19 protein-coding genes, 1 tRNA gene and 1 pseudogene are annotated in these 15,677 nt (G+C 64.6%); 10 read left to right on the forward strand and 11 right to left on the reverse strand.

What is annotated here, in order from left to right; genetic code table 11:
- The first annotated feature begins 574 nt into the window (after positions 1–574).
- From HAP48_RS45415 to HAP48_RS45425, 3 genes are all read left to right on the forward strand, one after another.
- A complete protein-coding gene (locus HAP48_RS45415) occupies positions 575–1,228 on the forward strand; it encodes a TetR/AcrR family transcriptional regulator (protein ID WP_166206601.1) in 654 nt (217 codons plus the stop codon).
- 11 nt (positions 1,229–1,239) lie between these two features.
- The gene (gene fabA, locus HAP48_RS45420; protein WP_420869843.1) at positions 1,240–1,779 is read left to right on the forward strand and encodes a bifunctional 3-hydroxydecanoyl-ACP dehydratase/trans-2-decenoyl-ACP isomerase; all 540 of its coding nucleotides are present in this window, start codon (positions 1,240–1,242) and stop codon (positions 1,777–1,779) included.
- Between the two features lie 169 nt (positions 1,780–1,948).
- Positions 1,949–2,428 carry a hypothetical protein gene (locus tag HAP48_RS45425; protein ID WP_166206604.1) on the forward strand — a complete coding sequence of 160 codons (480 nt, stop codon included), beginning with the start codon at positions 1,949–1,951 and terminating at the stop codon, positions 2,426–2,428.
- A gap of 418 nt (positions 2,429–2,846) precedes the next feature.
- On the opposite strand, the gene HAP48_RS45430 is transcribed toward HAP48_RS45425, so the two are convergent.
- The 3 genes from HAP48_RS45430 to HAP48_RS45440 all read right to left on the reverse strand — a co-directional run bounded on the left by HAP48_RS45430 (position 2,847) and on the right by HAP48_RS45440 (position 4,214).
- Positions 2,847–2,996, reverse strand: coding sequence for a hypothetical protein (locus HAP48_RS45430; RefSeq protein WP_166206607.1), 150 nt, complete (start codon positions 2,994–2,996; stop codon positions 2,847–2,849).
- A gap of 211 nt (positions 2,997–3,207) precedes the next feature.
- Positions 3,208–3,711 carry a hypothetical protein gene (locus HAP48_RS45435; RefSeq protein ID WP_166206610.1) on the reverse strand — a complete coding sequence of 168 codons (504 nt, stop codon included), beginning with the start codon at positions 3,709–3,711 and terminating at the stop codon, positions 3,208–3,210.
- Positions 3,712–3,869: 158 nt separating this feature from the next.
- On the reverse strand, positions 3,870–4,214 hold the full coding sequence (locus HAP48_RS45440) for a hypothetical protein (protein ID WP_166202870.1): 345 nt from the start codon (positions 4,212–4,214) through the stop codon (positions 3,870–3,872).
- Positions 4,215–4,248: 34 nt separating this feature from the next.
- Here HAP48_RS45440 and HAP48_RS45445 point away from each other — a divergent pair, with 34 nt between their 5' ends.
- Positions 4,249–4,503 carry a hypothetical protein gene (locus tag HAP48_RS45445; protein ID WP_166206613.1) on the forward strand — a complete coding sequence of 85 codons (255 nt, stop codon included), beginning with the start codon at positions 4,249–4,251 and terminating at the stop codon, positions 4,501–4,503.
- 765 nt (positions 4,504–5,268) lie between these two features.
- On the opposite strand, the gene HAP48_RS45450 is transcribed toward HAP48_RS45445, so the two are convergent.
- Both HAP48_RS45450 and HAP48_RS45455 read right to left on the reverse strand, forming a co-directional pair.
- A complete protein-coding gene (locus HAP48_RS45450; RefSeq protein ID WP_166206616.1) occupies positions 5,269–5,799 on the reverse strand; it encodes a gamma carbonic anhydrase family protein in 531 nt (176 codons plus the stop codon).
- A 126-nt stretch (positions 5,800–5,925) separates the two neighbouring features.
- Entirely contained in the window at positions 5,926–6,255 is a 330-nt protein-coding gene (locus HAP48_RS45455) for a DUF6949 family protein (RefSeq protein WP_166206619.1), read from the reverse strand.
- A 219-nt stretch (positions 6,256–6,474) separates the two neighbouring features.
- Here HAP48_RS45455 and HAP48_RS45460 point away from each other — a divergent pair, with 219 nt between their 5' ends.
- Positions 6,475–7,185: a hypothetical protein gene (locus HAP48_RS45460; protein WP_166206621.1), complete on the forward strand. Its 711-nt coding sequence runs from the start codon at positions 6,475–6,477 to the stop codon at positions 7,183–7,185.
- Between the two features lie 96 nt (positions 7,186–7,281).
- Here the strand turns inward: HAP48_RS45460 and HAP48_RS45465 are convergent, their stop codons facing one another.
- Both HAP48_RS45465 and cysE read right to left on the reverse strand, forming a co-directional pair.
- Positions 7,282–7,494, reverse strand: a complete 213-nt coding sequence (locus HAP48_RS45465; protein WP_024582483.1) for a DUF3126 family protein — start codon at positions 7,492–7,494, stop codon at positions 7,282–7,284.
- A 186-nt stretch (positions 7,495–7,680) separates the two neighbouring features.
- On the reverse strand, positions 7,681–8,508 hold the full coding sequence (gene cysE, locus HAP48_RS45470) for a serine O-acetyltransferase (RefSeq protein WP_166206624.1): 828 nt from the start codon (positions 8,506–8,508) through the stop codon (positions 7,681–7,683).
- A 255-nt stretch (positions 8,509–8,763) separates the two neighbouring features.
- Here cysE and HAP48_RS45475 point away from each other — a divergent pair.
- Positions 8,764–10,083: pseudogene (locus HAP48_RS45475) on the forward strand (hypothetical protein); the annotation flags it as partial.
- A 15-nt stretch (positions 10,084–10,098) separates the two neighbouring features.
- Here HAP48_RS45475 and HAP48_RS45480 read toward each other — a convergent pair.
- Entirely contained in the window at positions 10,099–10,851 is a 753-nt protein-coding gene (locus HAP48_RS45480) for an alpha/beta fold hydrolase (protein WP_166206627.1), read from the reverse strand.
- A 58-nt stretch (positions 10,852–10,909) separates the two neighbouring features.
- Positions 10,910–12,043, reverse strand: coding sequence for a hypothetical protein (locus tag HAP48_RS45485; RefSeq protein WP_166206630.1), 1,134 nt, complete (start codon positions 12,041–12,043; stop codon positions 10,910–10,912).
- A 235-nt stretch (positions 12,044–12,278) separates the two neighbouring features.
- Here HAP48_RS45485 and HAP48_RS45490 point away from each other — a divergent pair, with 235 nt between their 5' ends.
- Together HAP48_RS45490 and HAP48_RS45495 are read left to right on the forward strand one after the other, a co-directional pair.
- Positions 12,279–12,524, forward strand: coding sequence for a zinc-finger domain-containing protein (locus tag HAP48_RS45490; RefSeq protein WP_029081532.1), 246 nt, complete (start codon positions 12,279–12,281; stop codon positions 12,522–12,524).
- 7 nt (positions 12,525–12,531) lie between these two features.
- A complete protein-coding gene (locus tag HAP48_RS45495; protein ID WP_166206632.1) occupies positions 12,532–13,734 on the forward strand; it encodes an FAD-dependent monooxygenase in 1,203 nt (400 codons plus the stop codon).
- Between the two features lie 52 nt (positions 13,735–13,786).
- On the opposite strand, the gene HAP48_RS45500 is transcribed toward HAP48_RS45495, so the two are convergent.
- On the reverse strand, positions 13,787–14,224 hold the full coding sequence (locus HAP48_RS45500; protein ID WP_166206634.1) for a twin-arginine translocation pathway signal: 438 nt from the start codon (positions 14,222–14,224) through the stop codon (positions 13,787–13,789).
- A gap of 224 nt (positions 14,225–14,448) precedes the next feature.
- Between HAP48_RS45500 and HAP48_RS45505 the strand changes: the two genes are divergently transcribed.
- A tRNA-Leu gene (locus HAP48_RS45505) sits at positions 14,449–14,535 on the forward strand.
- Between the two features lie 92 nt (positions 14,536–14,627).
- On the opposite strand, the gene HAP48_RS45510 is transcribed toward HAP48_RS45505, so the two are convergent.
- A complete protein-coding gene (locus tag HAP48_RS45510; RefSeq protein WP_166206636.1) occupies positions 14,628–14,915 on the reverse strand; it encodes a PilZ domain-containing protein in 288 nt (95 codons plus the stop codon).
- 295 nt (positions 14,916–15,210) lie between these two features.
- On the opposite strand from HAP48_RS45510, the gene HAP48_RS45515 reads away from it, so the two are divergent.
- Positions 15,211–15,507, forward strand: a complete 297-nt coding sequence (locus HAP48_RS45515) for a hypothetical protein (RefSeq protein ID WP_166206639.1) — start codon at positions 15,211–15,213, stop codon at positions 15,505–15,507.
- The last annotated feature ends 170 nt before the right edge of the window (positions 15,508–15,677 follow it).

The following is a 15,677-nucleotide window of genomic DNA, read 5'->3' on the forward strand; positions in this document are numbered from 1 at the left end:
CGCCCCCCGTTCGCCCAACCTACACCTCAAGCGCGTTGCAAAGTACGGGTCGGTCAGGCGGTGAAAAGCCGAAGGCAATCCCGCGCGCCTCGTCAGAGCAGATGTGCGGCCACATCAAGCGGACTAAAAAACGCACTCTCACGAATAGGACGGGCTAACTGGCCAATATTCTAACTCCGGGCGGGGCCTCCTGCAATCAGTAGGACCTCGGGTGACGCCCGGTTCCCGACCGCAGGCCTCAGAAGAAGCGATCGAGAAAGGACGCAGCCTCGTCCGTGATGCCGACGATCTCGTTGGTGGCCTGGCGATAGAATTTAAAGTTGAGCTCGCGGCCGCCCCACTCTCGCTGGCAAACAGGTCCACGATATCGTCGGCGTCGACTTGCCCGCCGCTATGCTGGTTTTCTGCGCGGTGAAGCTGAACGCCTTCGCCCGTGGATCGGGGATCCCGGTCTTGATCGCAAACGCCATCGCAGGCCCTCCACCGGTTCACTGCGCCATCAGGCATCGGAGCCTTGACATGCTGGCGGCAGCGTTATTGAATTGAATTCAATTCAGCAGGCGGTGAGCAACCAATGAACGCGGCGAGTAGCGCGACGAGTCCTGGGACACGGGAACGGCTGCTCGCGGCGGCGCAAGAGGAGCTCATCGAGGGCCACGGGCACCTGGAGATGCAGGCCGTCGCCAGGCGGGCACAGGTGTCGGTGGGGCTCGCCTATCATCACTTCGGCTCCAAGGCGGGCCTGATCGCCGCCGTGGTCGAGGAGTTCTACGGCCGGCTCGACCAAGCGGCATTCGCCGGTGCCAGACTGTCAGCCGAGAGCTGGGCGGACCGGGAAATGCAGCGGATCGGGGCCTACGTCGCCTTTCACTACGATCATCCGTTTGCGCCGCTGGTCATCGGACCGCTGAGCCGCGCGTCCGAGGTCCTCGATGTCGAGACTGCCTTTACCAGCCGCCAGCTCGCAGCCGGCGCCCGGATGCTTGAAGCCGCCCGGCGCGACGGGATCGTATCCGGCGACATCGACCCTCACCTCACCATCGCGCTGATGATCGGCGGCATCCGCCAGGCGCTGATCGGCGCACTCACCGGCGAGCAGCGGCCCGATCCGGCACAGCTGACCGACGACATCTGGGCCTTCATGGCGGCCGCGCTGCGGCTCCCTGTCGAGGCTCAATCCGGGCCGTCAAAGACCATCCGGCAAAGCCGCCCTAACGTTCAACAATAACCGCAATTTCGATGGCCAGCTTGTTCAACCCGCACGATTTTCACGCACCGCAATCATCCTACACAAAGCCGGATCTGCTGCGATCGAGCGACGGCGGCTATTTCGGCCCCGGCAACGCGCAGCTGCCGGCGCCGCCGATGCTGATGATGGACCGCATCACCGAAATCAGCCTCGACGGCGGCGCCTTCGGCAAGGGCCATGTCGCCGGCGAGCTCGACATCGCACCCGGTCACTGGTTCTTCGCCTGCCACTTTGCCGGAGATCCTGTGATGCCGGGATGCCTCGGTCTCGATGCGATGTGGCAGATCATCGGCTTCTGGCTCGGATGGTCGGGCTCGCCGGGTAAAGGCCGGGCGCTTGGGGTCGGCGAGGTCAAGTTCAGGGGCCACATCACGCCGGACGTCCGGCTGGTCCGCTATGAGGTCGACATCCGCCAGGTCAGGCGCGGCCGGCTCGTGCTCGGCATCGCCGATGGCCGCGTGCTCGCCGACGGCAGCTGCGTCTATGTCGCGAAGGACATGCGGGTTGGCCTCGTCGCGCCCGCGACTTGACCTGCGGCGGCAGGCCCGTCGGCCTGTCGGAAGCCGTCCCGTTTTGGGGCAGCGCGTGCAGTTTTCGGCAAATTTCGCTGTCGCCGCATGGGCCTAGCGGGCCCCGGGTTTTGCCCGCGCCGCGGTTGTGCTAATCAAAATCTTTCAATTGATGTCCGGTTCTGGTCGCATGGTCGAACTTGCCCCCCGGAATTCACCAGTCGGCAGCCTGATTGGCGTGCAGCCGATCGCGATCGGCGCCGTGGCACTCGTGCTCGTGCTGTTCGGAATCGGCTCGATCGCGCTGTGGCGCAGCTTCACCGGCAGCGTGCCCGAGACCGACCGCATGGTCGCCGCCCGTCTGTTGCAGGCCCGGACCGCGCAGGTCTCCGAGGCCCTGGTGGAGAAGACCAAGGGGATGGAGGAGACCCAGCAGGAGGCGATCGACCAGTTGCAGCTGGTCCAGGACGAGTTGCAGACCATGCGCAAGCAGTTCGCGGCGCAGCAGGCCAACGCCAAGAAGCTGTCCGATCAGGTCGCCGCGCTGACCGAACAGGTCGAGGGCCTGCGCCAGTCACTGGCGAGCGCACAGGCCAACGAGCCGGCCGTCGAGCCCTCCCCGCGCAAGCGCTCGAAGGCCAGCCGGAAGCGCCACCGATCGCGCGGTTGATCCCTCGCGAGATATCCACGTCGCTCCCCAATAGGCCGGCCCCGTAAAACTCCGTAAAACCGACGAAGTGCCCGTTAGCGGGAATTAATCCTGAGTTTGTGAACTGGTTCACATATCAGACTTCGAATCCGAGTCATGTTCCAGTCACCGGATGGCGTGAGCCGATTTCAATATCCGGGGCTGGCAAGGTCGTTGACGGTATACTACGTCGACGGCCTTGTTCTTTTGAGGGCCTTGGAATGCGGCCCGCCCTTCCCGACTATCATCGGCGCGCTCGGGACAGGTACACCCGCGCAGCGATGCGCAAGCGGCCGCCGACGGCTGAAATCAGATGCAGGCGTGGCTAAAGAAATACGGCGCGAAACAGCGCCGCGGCCGGCTCGAGCTGATCGAAACCCCCGCGTGCAGCATTGCGGACTTAACCGATGCGTTCGCGGCGGGCCCGATCAACTCTCAGCCTCAGCCGGGCAAGCTTCGGCTCGAGTTGATGGAGCATGTAGATCAACGCAACGGCGAGACTCGACACAACGACCATGAACAGCAATGTCAGATCAGGAATGGTCAGCATCTCTGATATCCTCTGAGGCCCGGCTCAAATCGCAGCCGGGCCCTTTGTTTTCGTGACGCGTTCACGCATCAACTGCCGCAATGCGATGCAAGCCGCATACCAGTGCGCGACAGCCAACGTAGCCCCAACATCGCAACACCGAGGCCGCGCCAACCATTCCAAGACCATCACCATGGCGATCGAATGGACTGGCCATGCGTCAATGGATGGCTCAGTTGCAAACCTGCACAGGGCGGATCTGCCAGCCATACGACGTCAGCATGCGACGGCGAACGACGTAGCAGCCGCCGTCACTATAGCCGTTGCCATAACCATAGCCGTCGTCGTAGCCGTAACCGGCGTTGTACGGATAACCGCCACCGTAGTAGCCGTCATAGTAATCGTAAGCGCCGTAGCCGAGGCCGAAACCAACCGCTGCAGCAGCGAGCGGATAGCCCCAGCCGCGCCGGAAGCCGCCGCCGTGCCAACCGCGGCCGGCCCAACCGCGGCCAGCCCAACCGGCGCCGCCGATCGCAGCCGAGCGAAAGCCGCCGCCTCCGCCCATGGCGCGGAAGGCGCCGCCATGGAAGCCGCCGAAACCGCCGCCGCCGCGGAAGCCGCCACCACCACCGTGGAAGCCGCCGCCGCCAAAACCGCCGCGCGCCGACGCGGCGTCGACCGTGAACAGGCCGACCGAAGCCGCAGCCAGCAAGGCAATCATCGTTTTACGCAACATCACCCGTTACTCCTTCTTTCCAAGGCTTTTCTTTTCAAGCCTCCTCCGCCGCGTCCCGCGCATGCTAACTCAATGTAGGACCGCAGCTTCCGCCGCGCGCCTTTGTCGCACTCACTTCTACGCGACCATCGTTCGTCGAAGACGCGGCCGGCGAAAAGCTAACAGCCGCCGCAGATGCTGTTCATCCGGCGATCGACCATCCTGTTCTCGTCGGCGATTGCCTTGTCGATGCTTTCGGTCGACGCGGTGGTGACGCCTTCACCGCCGTTCAGCCGGCCGGAGGATTGCGCCGTGCCGGCTCTGTTGGTGCCGGGTGGCGGCGACGTGACCTGCAGCGAGGCCGGGCTGGCTGATGAGGGGCTGCCGCTCCCAGTGTTTTGGGCGACGGTAACCGCAGCGTCAGCAGAATGGCGATTGTCGCTGACGCGGCGGTGGCGGATAATTTGCGCATGGAATTCTCCCTTGCGGACATCAACGAGTCCGCAAAACCCCGGTTTCGGCATGCGTTGGAGCAATACAGTTTGGGAGCAATGCAATTTGCGCAAGCTGATCGAGTTTGACGACGACACATTCGACAAGCTGAAGCAGCTTGGCCGCGACCGGATGGCGACCCTGCAGGAGCTCGCCGACGAGGCCTTCGCCGACCTCTTCAAGAAGCACGGTATTCCGATCGACCTGAAGGATGCGCTGCGCAAGAGCGCAAGACTTCAGGGAGCGGCAAGCCTGCAGGAGGCAGCAAAGCCAGGCGGCGCAGCACCAAAGCGCGCGCGCAAGCAGGGCCGGAAGCGTTGAGGGCTAAAGCGCGATGAGATTGGGTTGGATCATCATCGCGCTTCCAGGGCGTGTACCGATAAATCCGCCCGCCGAACGACGGCCGCATTACCGTCAGAAGCGGACAAAGAGGCGCGCTTGGTCATGTCGGCTAAGGCCATAAGCGGTCATTCAAGCCAGTCGAGAGCGAATTAGCTTGCCTTGCTTTGAGTCCTTTTGCACTCTGAGGCAAGGAGGCCGATGCATGAAGATAATTACCGTCGCGTGCGCTCTCGGAGCGGCCCTGGTGCTGTGTAACCTCGGGACGTCTGGTGCTGAAGCCCGGGCGCGGAAGGCACAAGTCGTTCATGAACCAAGGAGGGTTGTTATCTCGGTGCCCGTGATAACGCCAACTCCGTGGGATTATTATATTGTTCCACGATATCGTTATCGCCCTGAAGACGACCGGGTCGATCCATACGCCCCGCCCTTGGTGTCGTCGTGGCGCCTCTATGAGGGGTGGCGGTGGCCATACTGGTGGTGAACAGCGATCACGCCAAACAGATCGCATTCCGGGGGAAGTGGTGATCGTTCCCCTGACGGACGGTGAAGCGTAACGCCGGGATGAAACCGCGCATCGTGATGCCGCGTTGTGGCTGCGGACCGCCATGGGTCACAAGGCGATATCCCTGACGTCGCGTGTCTGCTTCGCCCCTGAAAGCGGGCCCAGTTTATGAGTACGCGCCCTGATTCTTGCTTAAGCATGATCTCTTTGAAAAATCGCTTCGCACTTTTCCGGACCATGCTTTAGCCGATCTTCTTCAGCCCGGCTTTGTACTGCGGGCCCCTGATCGCGTAGGACTTCGCCGGCCGCGACAACGCCTCGATCTGGGCGGCGTCGAGCGTGCGCACCACGCGCGCGGGCGCACCGATGATCAGGGAGTATTCCGGAAATTCCTTGCCCTCGGTGATGACGGAGCCGGCGCCGACGACGCTGCCGCGCCGGATGCGCGCGCCGTTCATCACGATCGATCCCATCCCGATCAACACGCGGTCTTCCAGCGTGCAGCCGTGCACGATCGCGTTGTGGCCGATGGTGACGTGGTTGCCGATGGTCAGGGGAAAGCCGGGATCGACATGCAGGGTCGAATTGTCCTGGACGTTGGAGCCCTCGCCGATCTCGATCCATTCGTTGTCGCCGCGCAGCACGGCGCCGAACCAGACGCTCGCCGCGGACTTGAGGCGCACCTTGCCGATCACGACGGCATTGTCGGCGATGAAATAGCTGCCGTCAGCGGGAAGATCGGGCTCCTGCCCGTCGAGTTCGTAGATCGCCATGAAGGTCTCCTTCGAGCGTGTTCTGATACAGTCAGAACCGAAGCTCTGGTCAGGGCGACCTTGGCACAGCGGCGGATGTGGTTTCAAGCAACCGCAGCCATTGATCCGGCGCGGATCGCGACCGGATCAGGCGAGCACGCCGGCAGCGCGCAGCGTCATCATGAAGAAGGTGCCGGACATCAGGCTCCAGAAGCCGGAGATCACGGTTGCCATCATCACGAATTCGAAACGGCGGCGCTCGATGCGGGCGCCGCGCAGCGTGTTGCGCATGATGATGAACGGTGCGGCGAAGACGAGGAACGGGACCGCGGCAAAGGTCTTCGGCGCCACGCCCTCCTGCAGCAGGCCGAAGCCGGCCGGCCGCTCCGCCATTGCCTGATAGCCGCTGGCCAGTGCGCCGGCGAACGCGAAGCCAATGAAAAGCGAGAACAGGGAATTCAGGGTATCGGGCGACATCGGCACTTCCGCTACGCAACAGGCCACTCACCCTGCTTCGCAGAATTGGTGGCCGGCCGCCACATCATCCTTAAGGAAAGGTTAACCGGACTGCCCCGACGTGGCGTTTGCGCATGGCCCATCAATTTGGGATTCCATTGGAATCGTACGGAAATTCCTCGCCTCGTGGCATATTCGGCAGGTGATTCGGCCACTCCCGGCCTGCTCTCAGCTTCGCCCATGACGCTTCTTTCGACGGCCCAGCATCTCGCCCGCGACACCCGCCGCAACCCGCGCGCGCATCTCGTTCCGATCATCGCCTCGGCAGTGATCGCAGCCGGCGCGATCACGCTCGTCGCCTATCTGTTGTGGCCGACCTACACCACCGCTCCGCCGAGCGATCCGTCGCGGCTGCCGGTGAGCGTCGGCGGCACGCTGTTCAACGTGCCAACCATGGCCGTGCGCATGAAGATCCAGCGCCATTCCGGGCCGCAGGAGCGCGTCGATCTGAGCTTCCTCTATCCGTCGCTGGAGGCGCCTGCCGCGCCGAAGCACTACAGTGCCGACACTGTCGAGGACAAGGTGCAGCCGATCGACCGGATCTTCGTGTCGATCGCGGCGCACCACGATTCACTCGCACCCGAGATGCGGCTGCGCACGATCTATCCGCGCTATCTGGACGAGCGCGCCAATACCGATGATGGCTTGACGGCGCGCGCGTTCCGCGACGGCACGCCCTATGGCGGCGAGGACCTGTTCACCGCGAGCGAGCCGCAGCTGACCGCGCGCTGCACGCGCGATAGCTCGACGCCCGGCATGTGCCTGAGTGAGCAGCGCATCGAGGGCGCCGATCTGACCTTCCGCTTTCCGCGCGGCTGGCTGGGGCAATGGCGCGACATCGCCACCGCGATGAACCGCCTCTCCGCGCAGATGCACAGCGCGAAGGGCTAGCCTCCTCGTCATTGCGAGCAGAGAGAAGCCTGATATCGGGCGCGCATTCGCGCGCCCCGTCGTGACAGCGTGACAGGCAGCGAGGCCGTTCGGCCGTTACTCGCTCAGATCTTCTTCCAGGATCGCCATCTGGAACTGGAACGAGCGATCATCGTCCTCGTCGTCGACGAACAGCACGCCGATGAACTCCTCGCCGATATAGACCTCGGCCGAGTCGTCCTTCTTGGGCCGCGGCACCACGCGGATCTTGGGATTGCTGAACACGCGTTTGAGATACGCGTCGAGCTTCCTGACTTCCTGAACGTCCACGGCCGTCTCCAATCGGGTCGATGATTTTCGGGGGAGTTTTAGGACGAGACGGCAAAGATCGCCAGAGCCTTTTCAGGCTTTGGCGACGTGATGTTGCGCACACGATTCTTGGTTTGGCGCGCTTTCCCGACGCGAACCGGTGCCCACTTCGCTGAAAAACGCGCCGCGGTCAGAAAACGAGTGAAATCAAAGACCGATCGCGTTGAGCATCTGGTCCATGGTGCGTGACGGCTCCGCACATCCGGCTTCGCCGACGATTTTCGCCGGCACGCCCGCAACCGTGACGTTGTGCGGCACAGGCTTGACCACGACGGAGCCTGCCGCGATGCGCGCGCAATGACCGATCTCGATATTGCCGAGAATCTTGGCGCCGGCGCCGATCAGCACGCCGTGGCGGATCTTCGGATGGCGGTCCTCGTTCTCCTTGCCGGTGCCGCCGAGCGTGACGCCATGCAGGATCGACACATCATCCTCGATGACGGCAGTCTCGCCGCAGACGAAACCGGTGGCGTGATCGAGGAAGATGCCGCGGCCGATCCTGGCGGCCGGGTTGATATCGGTCTGGAACACCGCCGACGAGCGGCTCTGCAGGTAGAACGCAAAATCCTTGCGCCCCTTCTGATGCAGCCAGTGTGCGAGACGATGGGTCTGCAGCGCGTGAAAGCCCTTGAAGTAGAGCAAGGGATCGATGAAGCGCGAGGTCGCGGGGTCGCGATCATAGACGGCGACGAGGTCGGCGCGGAAGGCGTTGCCGATATCGGGCGCATCGCGCAACGCCTCGTCATAGGTCTGGCGGATCAGGTCGCCCGACAGCGCGGCGTGATCGAGCCGCTCGGCGATGCGATGGACCACCGAATCTTCCAGGCGCTCATGATGCAGCACGGTCGCATAGATGAAGGATGCGAGTTCCGGCTCGCGCCGCAGGATGTCTTCCGCCTCGCCGCGGATTCGATCCCAGATCGGATCGAGCGCCGCCAGCTTTCCCCCCTGCGGACTGACCTGATGAACTGCCATGGCTGCTCTCGCAATTCGGTTGTTCTGATGTGCGTTATAGCACGATGGACCCAGCGCGTCCCGGGATGGCTCGGTACGGTAAACCTCAGCCGAACACCCCCGGGCCGACGTCTAAGGGAGTTGGTCGGGATTTTGCCGAAATCAAGCCGTGCTTCTGCAACTATTGGCGGATTTCGTCGCGAGTGTGGTTTTGGGCATGGTCGGCCCCAATAAAAAGGGGGCAACATCATCAATACCCGGAGTTTACGCGCCCGCGTGACCGACGCGCGGTCGGTCTGGATCGCCACCATCGCCATCCCCCTGCTCCTGCTCGCCCCTGCCTTCTGGAACGGCTATCCGCTGCTCCAATGGGATACCGGCGGCTATCTGGCGCGCTGGTACGAGGGCTATCTGGTGCCGAGCCGGTCCACGGTGTTCGGCATCTACCTCCATGTCGGCGAGGCATCCAGCTTCTGGCTCAACCTCGGCATCCAGACCCTGGCGACGCTGTGGATCCTGCAGCTGACGCTGCGCGTGCTCGACCTCGCCCGGCCGGTCCGGCTGATCGCGATCAGCCTCGCGCTGGTCGCAACCACAGCCCTGCCATGGCTCGCGAGCATGCTGCTGACCGACATCTTTGCCGGCCTTGCGGTGCTCGCACTCTTCATCCTCATCCTGCATGGCGAACGGATTTCGGCGCTGGAGAAGGCGGTGCTGTTTGGCTTCATCGCATTTTCGGCCGCAACGCACAGCGCGACGCTCGCCGTGCTGCTCGGCCTGTGCTGCGCCGGCTGGATGCTGCGTCCGTGGCTCGGCCGGCGCATCCCGATCGCGGGCCTCGTGCAGGGCAGCCTGACCGCCGTCGCCGGTGCGGCGATGCTGCTGGCGGCGAATTTCGCGCTGTCCGGGCAGCTTGCCTGGACGCCCGGCGGCGTAGGCGTCGCCTTCGGCCGCATGCTGCAGGATGGCATCGTGACGCAATATCTGCGCGACCATTGCGCGAAGGAGAACCTGAAGCTCTGCCCCTATCGCGACGAGCTGCCGGCGACCGCCGACGACTTCCTGTGGGGCCACAGCATGTTCAACACGCTCGGCCGCTTCCAGGGACTGAATGACGAGATGGGCTATATCGTGGAGCGTTCGCTGGCCGAATATCCGGGATGGCAGGCCAAGGCGGCGCTGGAAGCCACCGTCGACCAGCTGATGCATGTCGCAACCGGCGAAGGCTCCTCGGGCTGGATCCCGCACACCTACGGCATCATCGCGCGCTACATTCCCAAACAGGTCGCGCCGATGCGCGCCGCGCGACAGCAGCGCTGGCGCCTCGACTTCACCGCCATCAACCGCATCCATGTGCCGGTCGCACTGGCCTCGATGCTTGTGGTCGTGATCCTGTTCGGCCGCGGGCTGTGGCAGCGGCGGCTCGACGACCTCACGCTGCTCGCCGGCACCGTCACGCTCGCGCTGCTCGGCAATGCCGCGATCTGCGGCGTGATCTCGGGTCCGCACGACCGCTACGGCGCGCGCATGGTGTGGCTTGCGACCTTCGTGGTGCTGATCGCGGCGGCGCGCGCCTTCGCCAAAGACGATGCGGAGAACGAAGCCGACGAGCTATTTACGCCGCGACAGGAAGTCGATGACGCCGGTCTTGTAGACCTTGTCGCCGACCGCCCGCATGTGATCGCGGTTCGGGATGTCGAGCACCTCCGAACCCGGAATGATCCTGCCGAGCGCCGCCGCTGAGCCGGCGATCTCGTCCTTGCTGCCGACTGCGATCAGAACCGGCACGCGGATGCCGGCCGCCTCCACGCGCGTCATCAGCCGGCGCGAGCCGCGCAGGCAGGCGGCGAGTGCGCGGCGGTCGGAGCGGGTCTGATCGGCAAAGGCGCGGAAGGTGCGGCCGACCGGATCGGTCACATCGTCGAGCGCCGGCGCCTCCAGCGCGAGGGCTACGGTCTCGCCGGGACCACCGCCCTCGATCAGCCCGATGCCGATGCCTCCCAGGATCGCCGAGCGCACCCGATCGGAATTTTCGAGCGCAAGGATCGCCGTCATCCGCGAGCCCAGCGAATAGCCCATGATGTCGGCGCGCGCGATCCCAAGATGATCCATCAGCGCGATCACATCGCTCGCCATGATCGCGATCTCGTACTGCGCGGCGTCATAGAGCTTGGCGGATTCGCCGTGGCCGCGATTGTCGAGCGCGATGACGCGCCGGCCGGCCTTGACGAGATCCGACACCCAGGTCGGATAGATCCAGTTGACGTTCTTGCTCGAGGCGAAGCCGTGCACGAGCACGATCGGCTCGCCCTCGCCTTCGTCGATATAGGCAATTTCAACGTCGCCGTGATGGAAACTCGGCATCATCCATTCCGTTGTTTTTTTGGGATTGAGTTTGGCGATCGAAAAGCCGACCGCGAGCTTAGCCTTGGGCAGCGGAACCCGCCAGCGCAACCTGAGCGGACATCTGCCACCGCAGGCGCCGCGCCTTGCCCCGTCTGAGCCACCACGCGGTAGCCCGTTCGGTGATCGCCTTGATCGAGGACAGGAAGCCGAACAGCGCAAGCAGCGCGCCGAACAGCCACATGGTGAGATTGAACGTGCCGACCGCAAGCAGCAGCGCGCCGCGGCCGAGCAGCTTGAGGATCGCGCGGGTCTGGCCGCCCTTCGCCTCCGCGAGGCGGGCCGCGCGCGCGATCTCCTGCGGGTTCTCAGCGACCTTCAGCGTGTCCCGTGCGGCACGAATCCCGGCGGCCTCGCCGACGCGTCCGACGTCCTTGGCGACGCGCACCAGCGCCCCGGCCTTCTCGGCGCGGAACGCCGCGCGGATCGCGGTTGCGGTCTCTGCCGGGCGAAGCACCGAGCCGGTGGCGACCGCCTCGCGCAGCGCCGGCTGGTCGACGACCTCGCGGGTCGAACGCCCGGCCCATTCGATCAGTCCCTCGCTCAGCCGTCCCGCCTTGCGCGTATCCTTGACCAGCGTCAGCCCGGCGCGCAGCGGCCCGGCGCCACCGACCGACACATAGGTCGCCGCCGTCACCGCGAGCCCGGCGGCCGCAAGCCCAAGCACCAGCTGGTCGGTGTCCTCGCCCATCACGAGATGCTTGCCCTCGCGCACGACGTCCCTGACATCGCCGAACACGAACAGGTCGCCAGCGACCGTGCCGGACAGGCTTGCGACATCGTCGGCGTTGCCGGTCACGAAGCCGGTGGCGAACCCCTTGGCGAAATGCGTGGTGGACGACTGCTCGGCGCGCGCGTCGTCGACCCGCCTTGTGAGATCATCGCCGAGCGCGATGTCCTGCTCGGCGGCGAGCGCGACAAAGCTCGTCGCAAGGTCGGCATCCCCCGCGGCCAGCGCCGCCTCGATATTGTCCGAAATCAACGCCGGGTTGTTGCGCAGCACGGAATTGATCCTGAGGTCGGCGAGCGCAGCGGGATCGTCCCGCGCGGCGAGGATCGTGCCGGCGTCACGGGCATGCGGCCAAATGACCGCGCCGATGGCAGCGCTCATTGCCAGACCGGCCACCGCAAAACTGAGGCGAACCCCGTTCATTCCGCTTGAAACCTCAAGTTTAACTCGCCTTGGAAATAGTGTGCCGTTTTTGCGACACAACGGCTCCGACCAAAGAAGGGCTTCTCTGGGACGACAAGATTGTGTCGAATTTGCATGAGCAAATGAGCCGTCTGGGCTCTAGGAATCAACTGTTCCCGCCAGTATGGTGCGCGGCATTTCGCGATGCCGCATGCTGTCGATTGCGTCTGCCCATCGTTGCCACCAAGGTGAGAATATGTCCGACCACGTCGTCCCGCACTTCCATAACGATGCCGGTGTCTCGGTGATCGAAATCGGATCGCAGGAGTTCATGTGCGTGGGCGCCAACCCGCCGTTCGACCACCCGCACGTGTTCCTCGACCTCGGCAACGACAGCGAGATCATCTGCCCGTACTGCTCGACGCTGTATCGCTTCGCGCCCGACCTCGCTGCCGGCGAGGCGCGGCCGCCCGAATGCGTGCTGAAAGACAAGGTCGCCTGACCGCTCCGTGGCGCTGACGCGAACCGTCATCGTTGCAGGCGCCGGGATCGGAGGACTGACGGCGTCGCTGACACTGGCCGCACAAGGCTTTCGCGTCGTCGTGCTGGAGAAGGCCGAGCGGCTCGAGGAAGCCGGCGCCGGCATCCAGCTCTCTCCCAATGCCAGCCGCATCCTCGTCGGGCTCGGGCTCAAGGAACCACTTGCGCGGCGCGCGGTCACGCCTGAATCCGTCAACATTCTGAGCGCGCGGGCCGGCGGCGAGATCGCGCGGATGCCGCTCGGCCAGGCGGCCGAGTTCCGCGCCGGCGCCCCCTATTGGGTGATCCACCGCGCCGACCTGCAAGCCGCACTGCAGGCCGCGGTCAACGACCATCCCGATATCGACCTGCGGCTCGGCTGCCAGTTCGAGGATGTCACAAAGCACGCCAAGGGGTTGACGGTGGTGCAGCGCCGCGGCAATGCACGGCAGGAGGAATTGGCCGTCGCGCTGATCGGCGCCGACGGCATCTGGTCCGCCGTGCGCGGGCATTTGTTTCCGGATGTACAGCCGAAATTCTCCGGCTTGATCGCTTGGCGCGGCACGCTGGACGCAACCGCCCTGCCGCGTGAATACACCGCACCGCGCGTCCAGCTCTGGATGGGGCCGGACGCCCATCTCGTGGCCTATCCGATCTCGGGTGGGCGCCAGATCAACGTGGTCGCGATCGTCTCAGGCACCTGGAACCGGCCGGGCTGGAGCGCACCCGGCGACATCAACGAGATCAAGGGCGCGTTCGCCACGGCGCGCTGGCCCGCAACCGCGCGGATGCTGATCGGCGCCGTCGACGGCTGGCGCAAATGGGCGCTATTCACCCTGCCCGACATCGGCCGCTGGAGCGAAGGCGCGGTGACGCTGCTCGGCGATGCCGCGCATGCGATGTTGCCGTTCGCCGCGCAGGGCGCCGGCATGGCAATCGAGGATGCCGCCGTGCTCGCCAAGGCGCTCAGCGACTGCACCGGGGAAAACACCTCAGGCATTCCCGCCGCGCTGAAGCGCTACGCCGAGATGCGGCGCAGGCGCGTGCTGAAGGTCCAGCGCATGGCGCGGCAGCAGGGCCGCATCTATCACTTGCGCGGGCCGCTCGCGATCACGCGCGATCTCGCGATCCGCGCCATCGGTCCGCAGCGCATGCTGGCGCGGCAGGACTGGATCTACGACTGGCGCGTCTGAGCCGTCAGCTGAGCGCGCGACCGGCGATCGGCTTCGCTCGAAAGCGCTGAGCTTAGTGGACGACGCCCCGCGGGGCGCGTGCCCCCTTCGCGGCCGGCGCCGGCGCGGCGGGCGCTGCGGCCGCAGCGGTCTCGTCCGGCGGGCTTTCATGACACTTGTTGCTGCGCCAGGCCTGATCGGCAAGTTTCTGCCGGGCGCGAATCGAGATCAGCTCGTTGCGATAGACCATCTCGGAGACCACGGTACCACCGACGCCGGTCTCCGCCTTGGCCATCAGCTTTTCCTGATCCGCAGCGCTGGTCGCGAGGCTCTTGCGCTCGGTCTCGAGCTGCTTGCAATCATAGAGGTCGTATTTGGCGGGATCGGCGAACGCTGGTGACATGGTATCGCCGATCTGCGCGCAGCCGGAAACGCCCGCGGCCGAGGCGAGCAGCACAATGACGGCCGCCGCGCGCGACGGCTTTGAGCGGCGTGGGAAACGAACAGACATTCGGCTTTCTTAGTCAGACAGTGTTGAGATTGCCTAAACCAGCCACCGGTGTCCGGATTGAGGCTCAATCGCGGCGGCGCGCTGCTTATCCCAATGCGGGGCGGCCGAAGCAAATGGAATTGCAGGCCACTGTTTAAGTCTTTGAAACCGCACCTGTTAGCACCGGATAATGACAATTCCACTTCGCGCTCAAACGCGCTAGAAATCGGCGCGCCTGGCGCAATGCGGACGTGGCGGAACTGGTAGACGCAAGGGACTTAAAATCCCTCGATGGCAACGTCGTGTGGGTTCGACTCCCACCGCCCGCACCAGCCTTCGCTCGCGAAATGAATAGCGTTGGCGCCACCGCCAGCCAGGCGAAAGCGATGCGGTTGCGGCGAGCTACGGCTCGGCAGGCCGAGCCTCACGCGAACCCCAGACCGATCCGCCGCTCCTTCTTCCAGATGACCCGGCAGGTGTGCCGCTGGCCGTCGACGGCGAGGACGAAGCGGTCGGGAAACCACAGCGGCGAATTGACTTCGATGCAGGCCCCCTGCGGAGAAAGGTTTCGGACCGTGCAGGGTATCGCTTCATTGCCGAACTCGATCGCCCCCGATTTGAGGACGCGGCGACGGGAGCCGCTGCGCCGCTCATCGGTCGGCTTTGGCTGCTGCCCGCCAGCTGGTGCGGGCCTGCTATCGTCGTCGGCCATGAACCCGTCGCGATCGGTACACACGCTGGCGGTCAGGTTACGACGCGATTCTGACGGGAACCTTAAGACATCGCCAGCCGCGTTGGCATGCCACGCGCCTGCCGACGGCTTGGGCGGCAGGCGCGGTATCACATTGCTAGCATCACCTGATCGTGTTTCCCGGGCTGTGGCGCGGTTCACAAGCCGGGATCGCGGCGTGTCGTAGTCTCGATGCATTGTCTTGGCGCGATGGAAATTCCGGCCGCATATTTCGCGGCCGTCGCATTTCGAAATCAATTTTGGTCGGAGATCGGTGATGGAGATTGCAAACTGCAATCGAATTGCTGGCGACAGGGCGCGCGATCAAGGCGCCTCCATTCTCGAGCATGGCGACGACGCGGCCCATTGCAGCAACGGGCTCAATGCCCAGACATTCCACGACGCGACGCCCGACGAGCGCGTGATCTACCGGCGATGGATTCGTCGCGCGATCATGCTGTACGGACTGCTAGCACTCGCCGCAGGAACAGCGGTCTGGATCAACGGCGCGGCTGTCGGGCCGACACAGCTCTCCAGCCTGTCGAGTGCGAGCGACGCGAAATCGGGTCACTGACACTAGAGCGTTTTCGAGCGAAGTGGGCACCGGTTCGCGTGAAGAAAACGCGTCAAACAAGGAGCTAGAGCTTCGGTTCTGATTCAATCAGATCCGGAGCTCTAGAAGCGACAGTTCGAAACGAAAAATGGCCGGGACAACGCCCGGCCATTCGTCGTTAGCAAGACCGC

The organism is Bradyrhizobium septentrionale (assembly GCF_011516645.4).
GTDB classification, from domain to species: Bacteria; Pseudomonadota; Alphaproteobacteria; order Rhizobiales; family Xanthobacteraceae; genus Bradyrhizobium; species Bradyrhizobium septentrionale.

Excerpts from the sequence above, each read along its gene's own strand:
- HAP48_RS45415 (WP_166206601.1), top strand. The coding sequence starts at position 575 with ATGAACGCGGCGAGTAGCGCGACGAGTCCTGGGACACGGGAACGGCTG.
- fabA (WP_420869843.1), top strand. The coding sequence starts at position 1,240 with ATGGCCAGCTTGTTCAACCCGCACGATTTTCACGCACCGCAATCATCC.
- HAP48_RS45425 (WP_166206604.1), top strand. The coding sequence starts at position 1,949 with ATGGTCGAACTTGCCCCCCGGAATTCACCAGTCGGCAGCCTGATTGGC.
- HAP48_RS45430 (WP_166206607.1), bottom strand. The coding sequence starts at position 2,996 with ATGCTGACCATTCCTGATCTGACATTGCTGTTCATGGTCGTTGTGTCG.
- HAP48_RS45435 (WP_166206610.1), bottom strand. The coding sequence starts at position 3,711 with ATGTTGCGTAAAACGATGATTGCCTTGCTGGCTGCGGCTTCGGTCGGC.
- HAP48_RS45440 (WP_166202870.1), bottom strand. The coding sequence starts at position 4,214 with ATGCCGAAACCGGGGTTTTGCGGACTCGTTGATGTCCGCAAGGGAGAA.
- HAP48_RS45450 (WP_166206616.1), bottom strand. The coding sequence starts at position 5,799 with ATGGCGATCTACGAACTCGACGGGCAGGAGCCCGATCTTCCCGCTGAC.
- HAP48_RS45455 (WP_166206619.1), bottom strand. The coding sequence starts at position 6,255 with ATGTCGCCCGATACCCTGAATTCCCTGTTCTCGCTTTTCATTGGCTTC.
- HAP48_RS45460 (WP_166206621.1), top strand. The coding sequence starts at position 6,475 with ATGACGCTTCTTTCGACGGCCCAGCATCTCGCCCGCGACACCCGCCGC.
- cysE (WP_166206624.1), bottom strand. The coding sequence starts at position 8,508 with ATGGCAGTTCATCAGGTCAGTCCGCAGGGGGGAAAGCTGGCGGCGCTC.
- HAP48_RS45480 (WP_166206627.1), bottom strand. The coding sequence starts at position 10,851 with ATGCCGAGTTTCCATCACGGCGACGTTGAAATTGCCTATATCGACGAA.
- HAP48_RS45485 (WP_166206630.1), bottom strand. The coding sequence starts at position 12,043 with ATGAACGGGGTTCGCCTCAGTTTTGCGGTGGCCGGTCTGGCAATGAGC.
- HAP48_RS45490 (WP_029081532.1), top strand. The coding sequence starts at position 12,279 with ATGTCCGACCACGTCGTCCCGCACTTCCATAACGATGCCGGTGTCTCG.
- HAP48_RS45500 (WP_166206634.1), bottom strand. The coding sequence starts at position 14,224 with ATGTCTGTTCGTTTCCCACGCCGCTCAAAGCCGTCGCGCGCGGCGGCC.
- HAP48_RS45510 (WP_166206636.1), bottom strand. The coding sequence starts at position 14,915 with ATGGCCGACGACGATAGCAGGCCCGCACCAGCTGGCGGGCAGCAGCCA.
- HAP48_RS45515 (WP_166206639.1), top strand. The coding sequence starts at position 15,211 with ATGGAGATTGCAAACTGCAATCGAATTGCTGGCGACAGGGCGCGCGAT.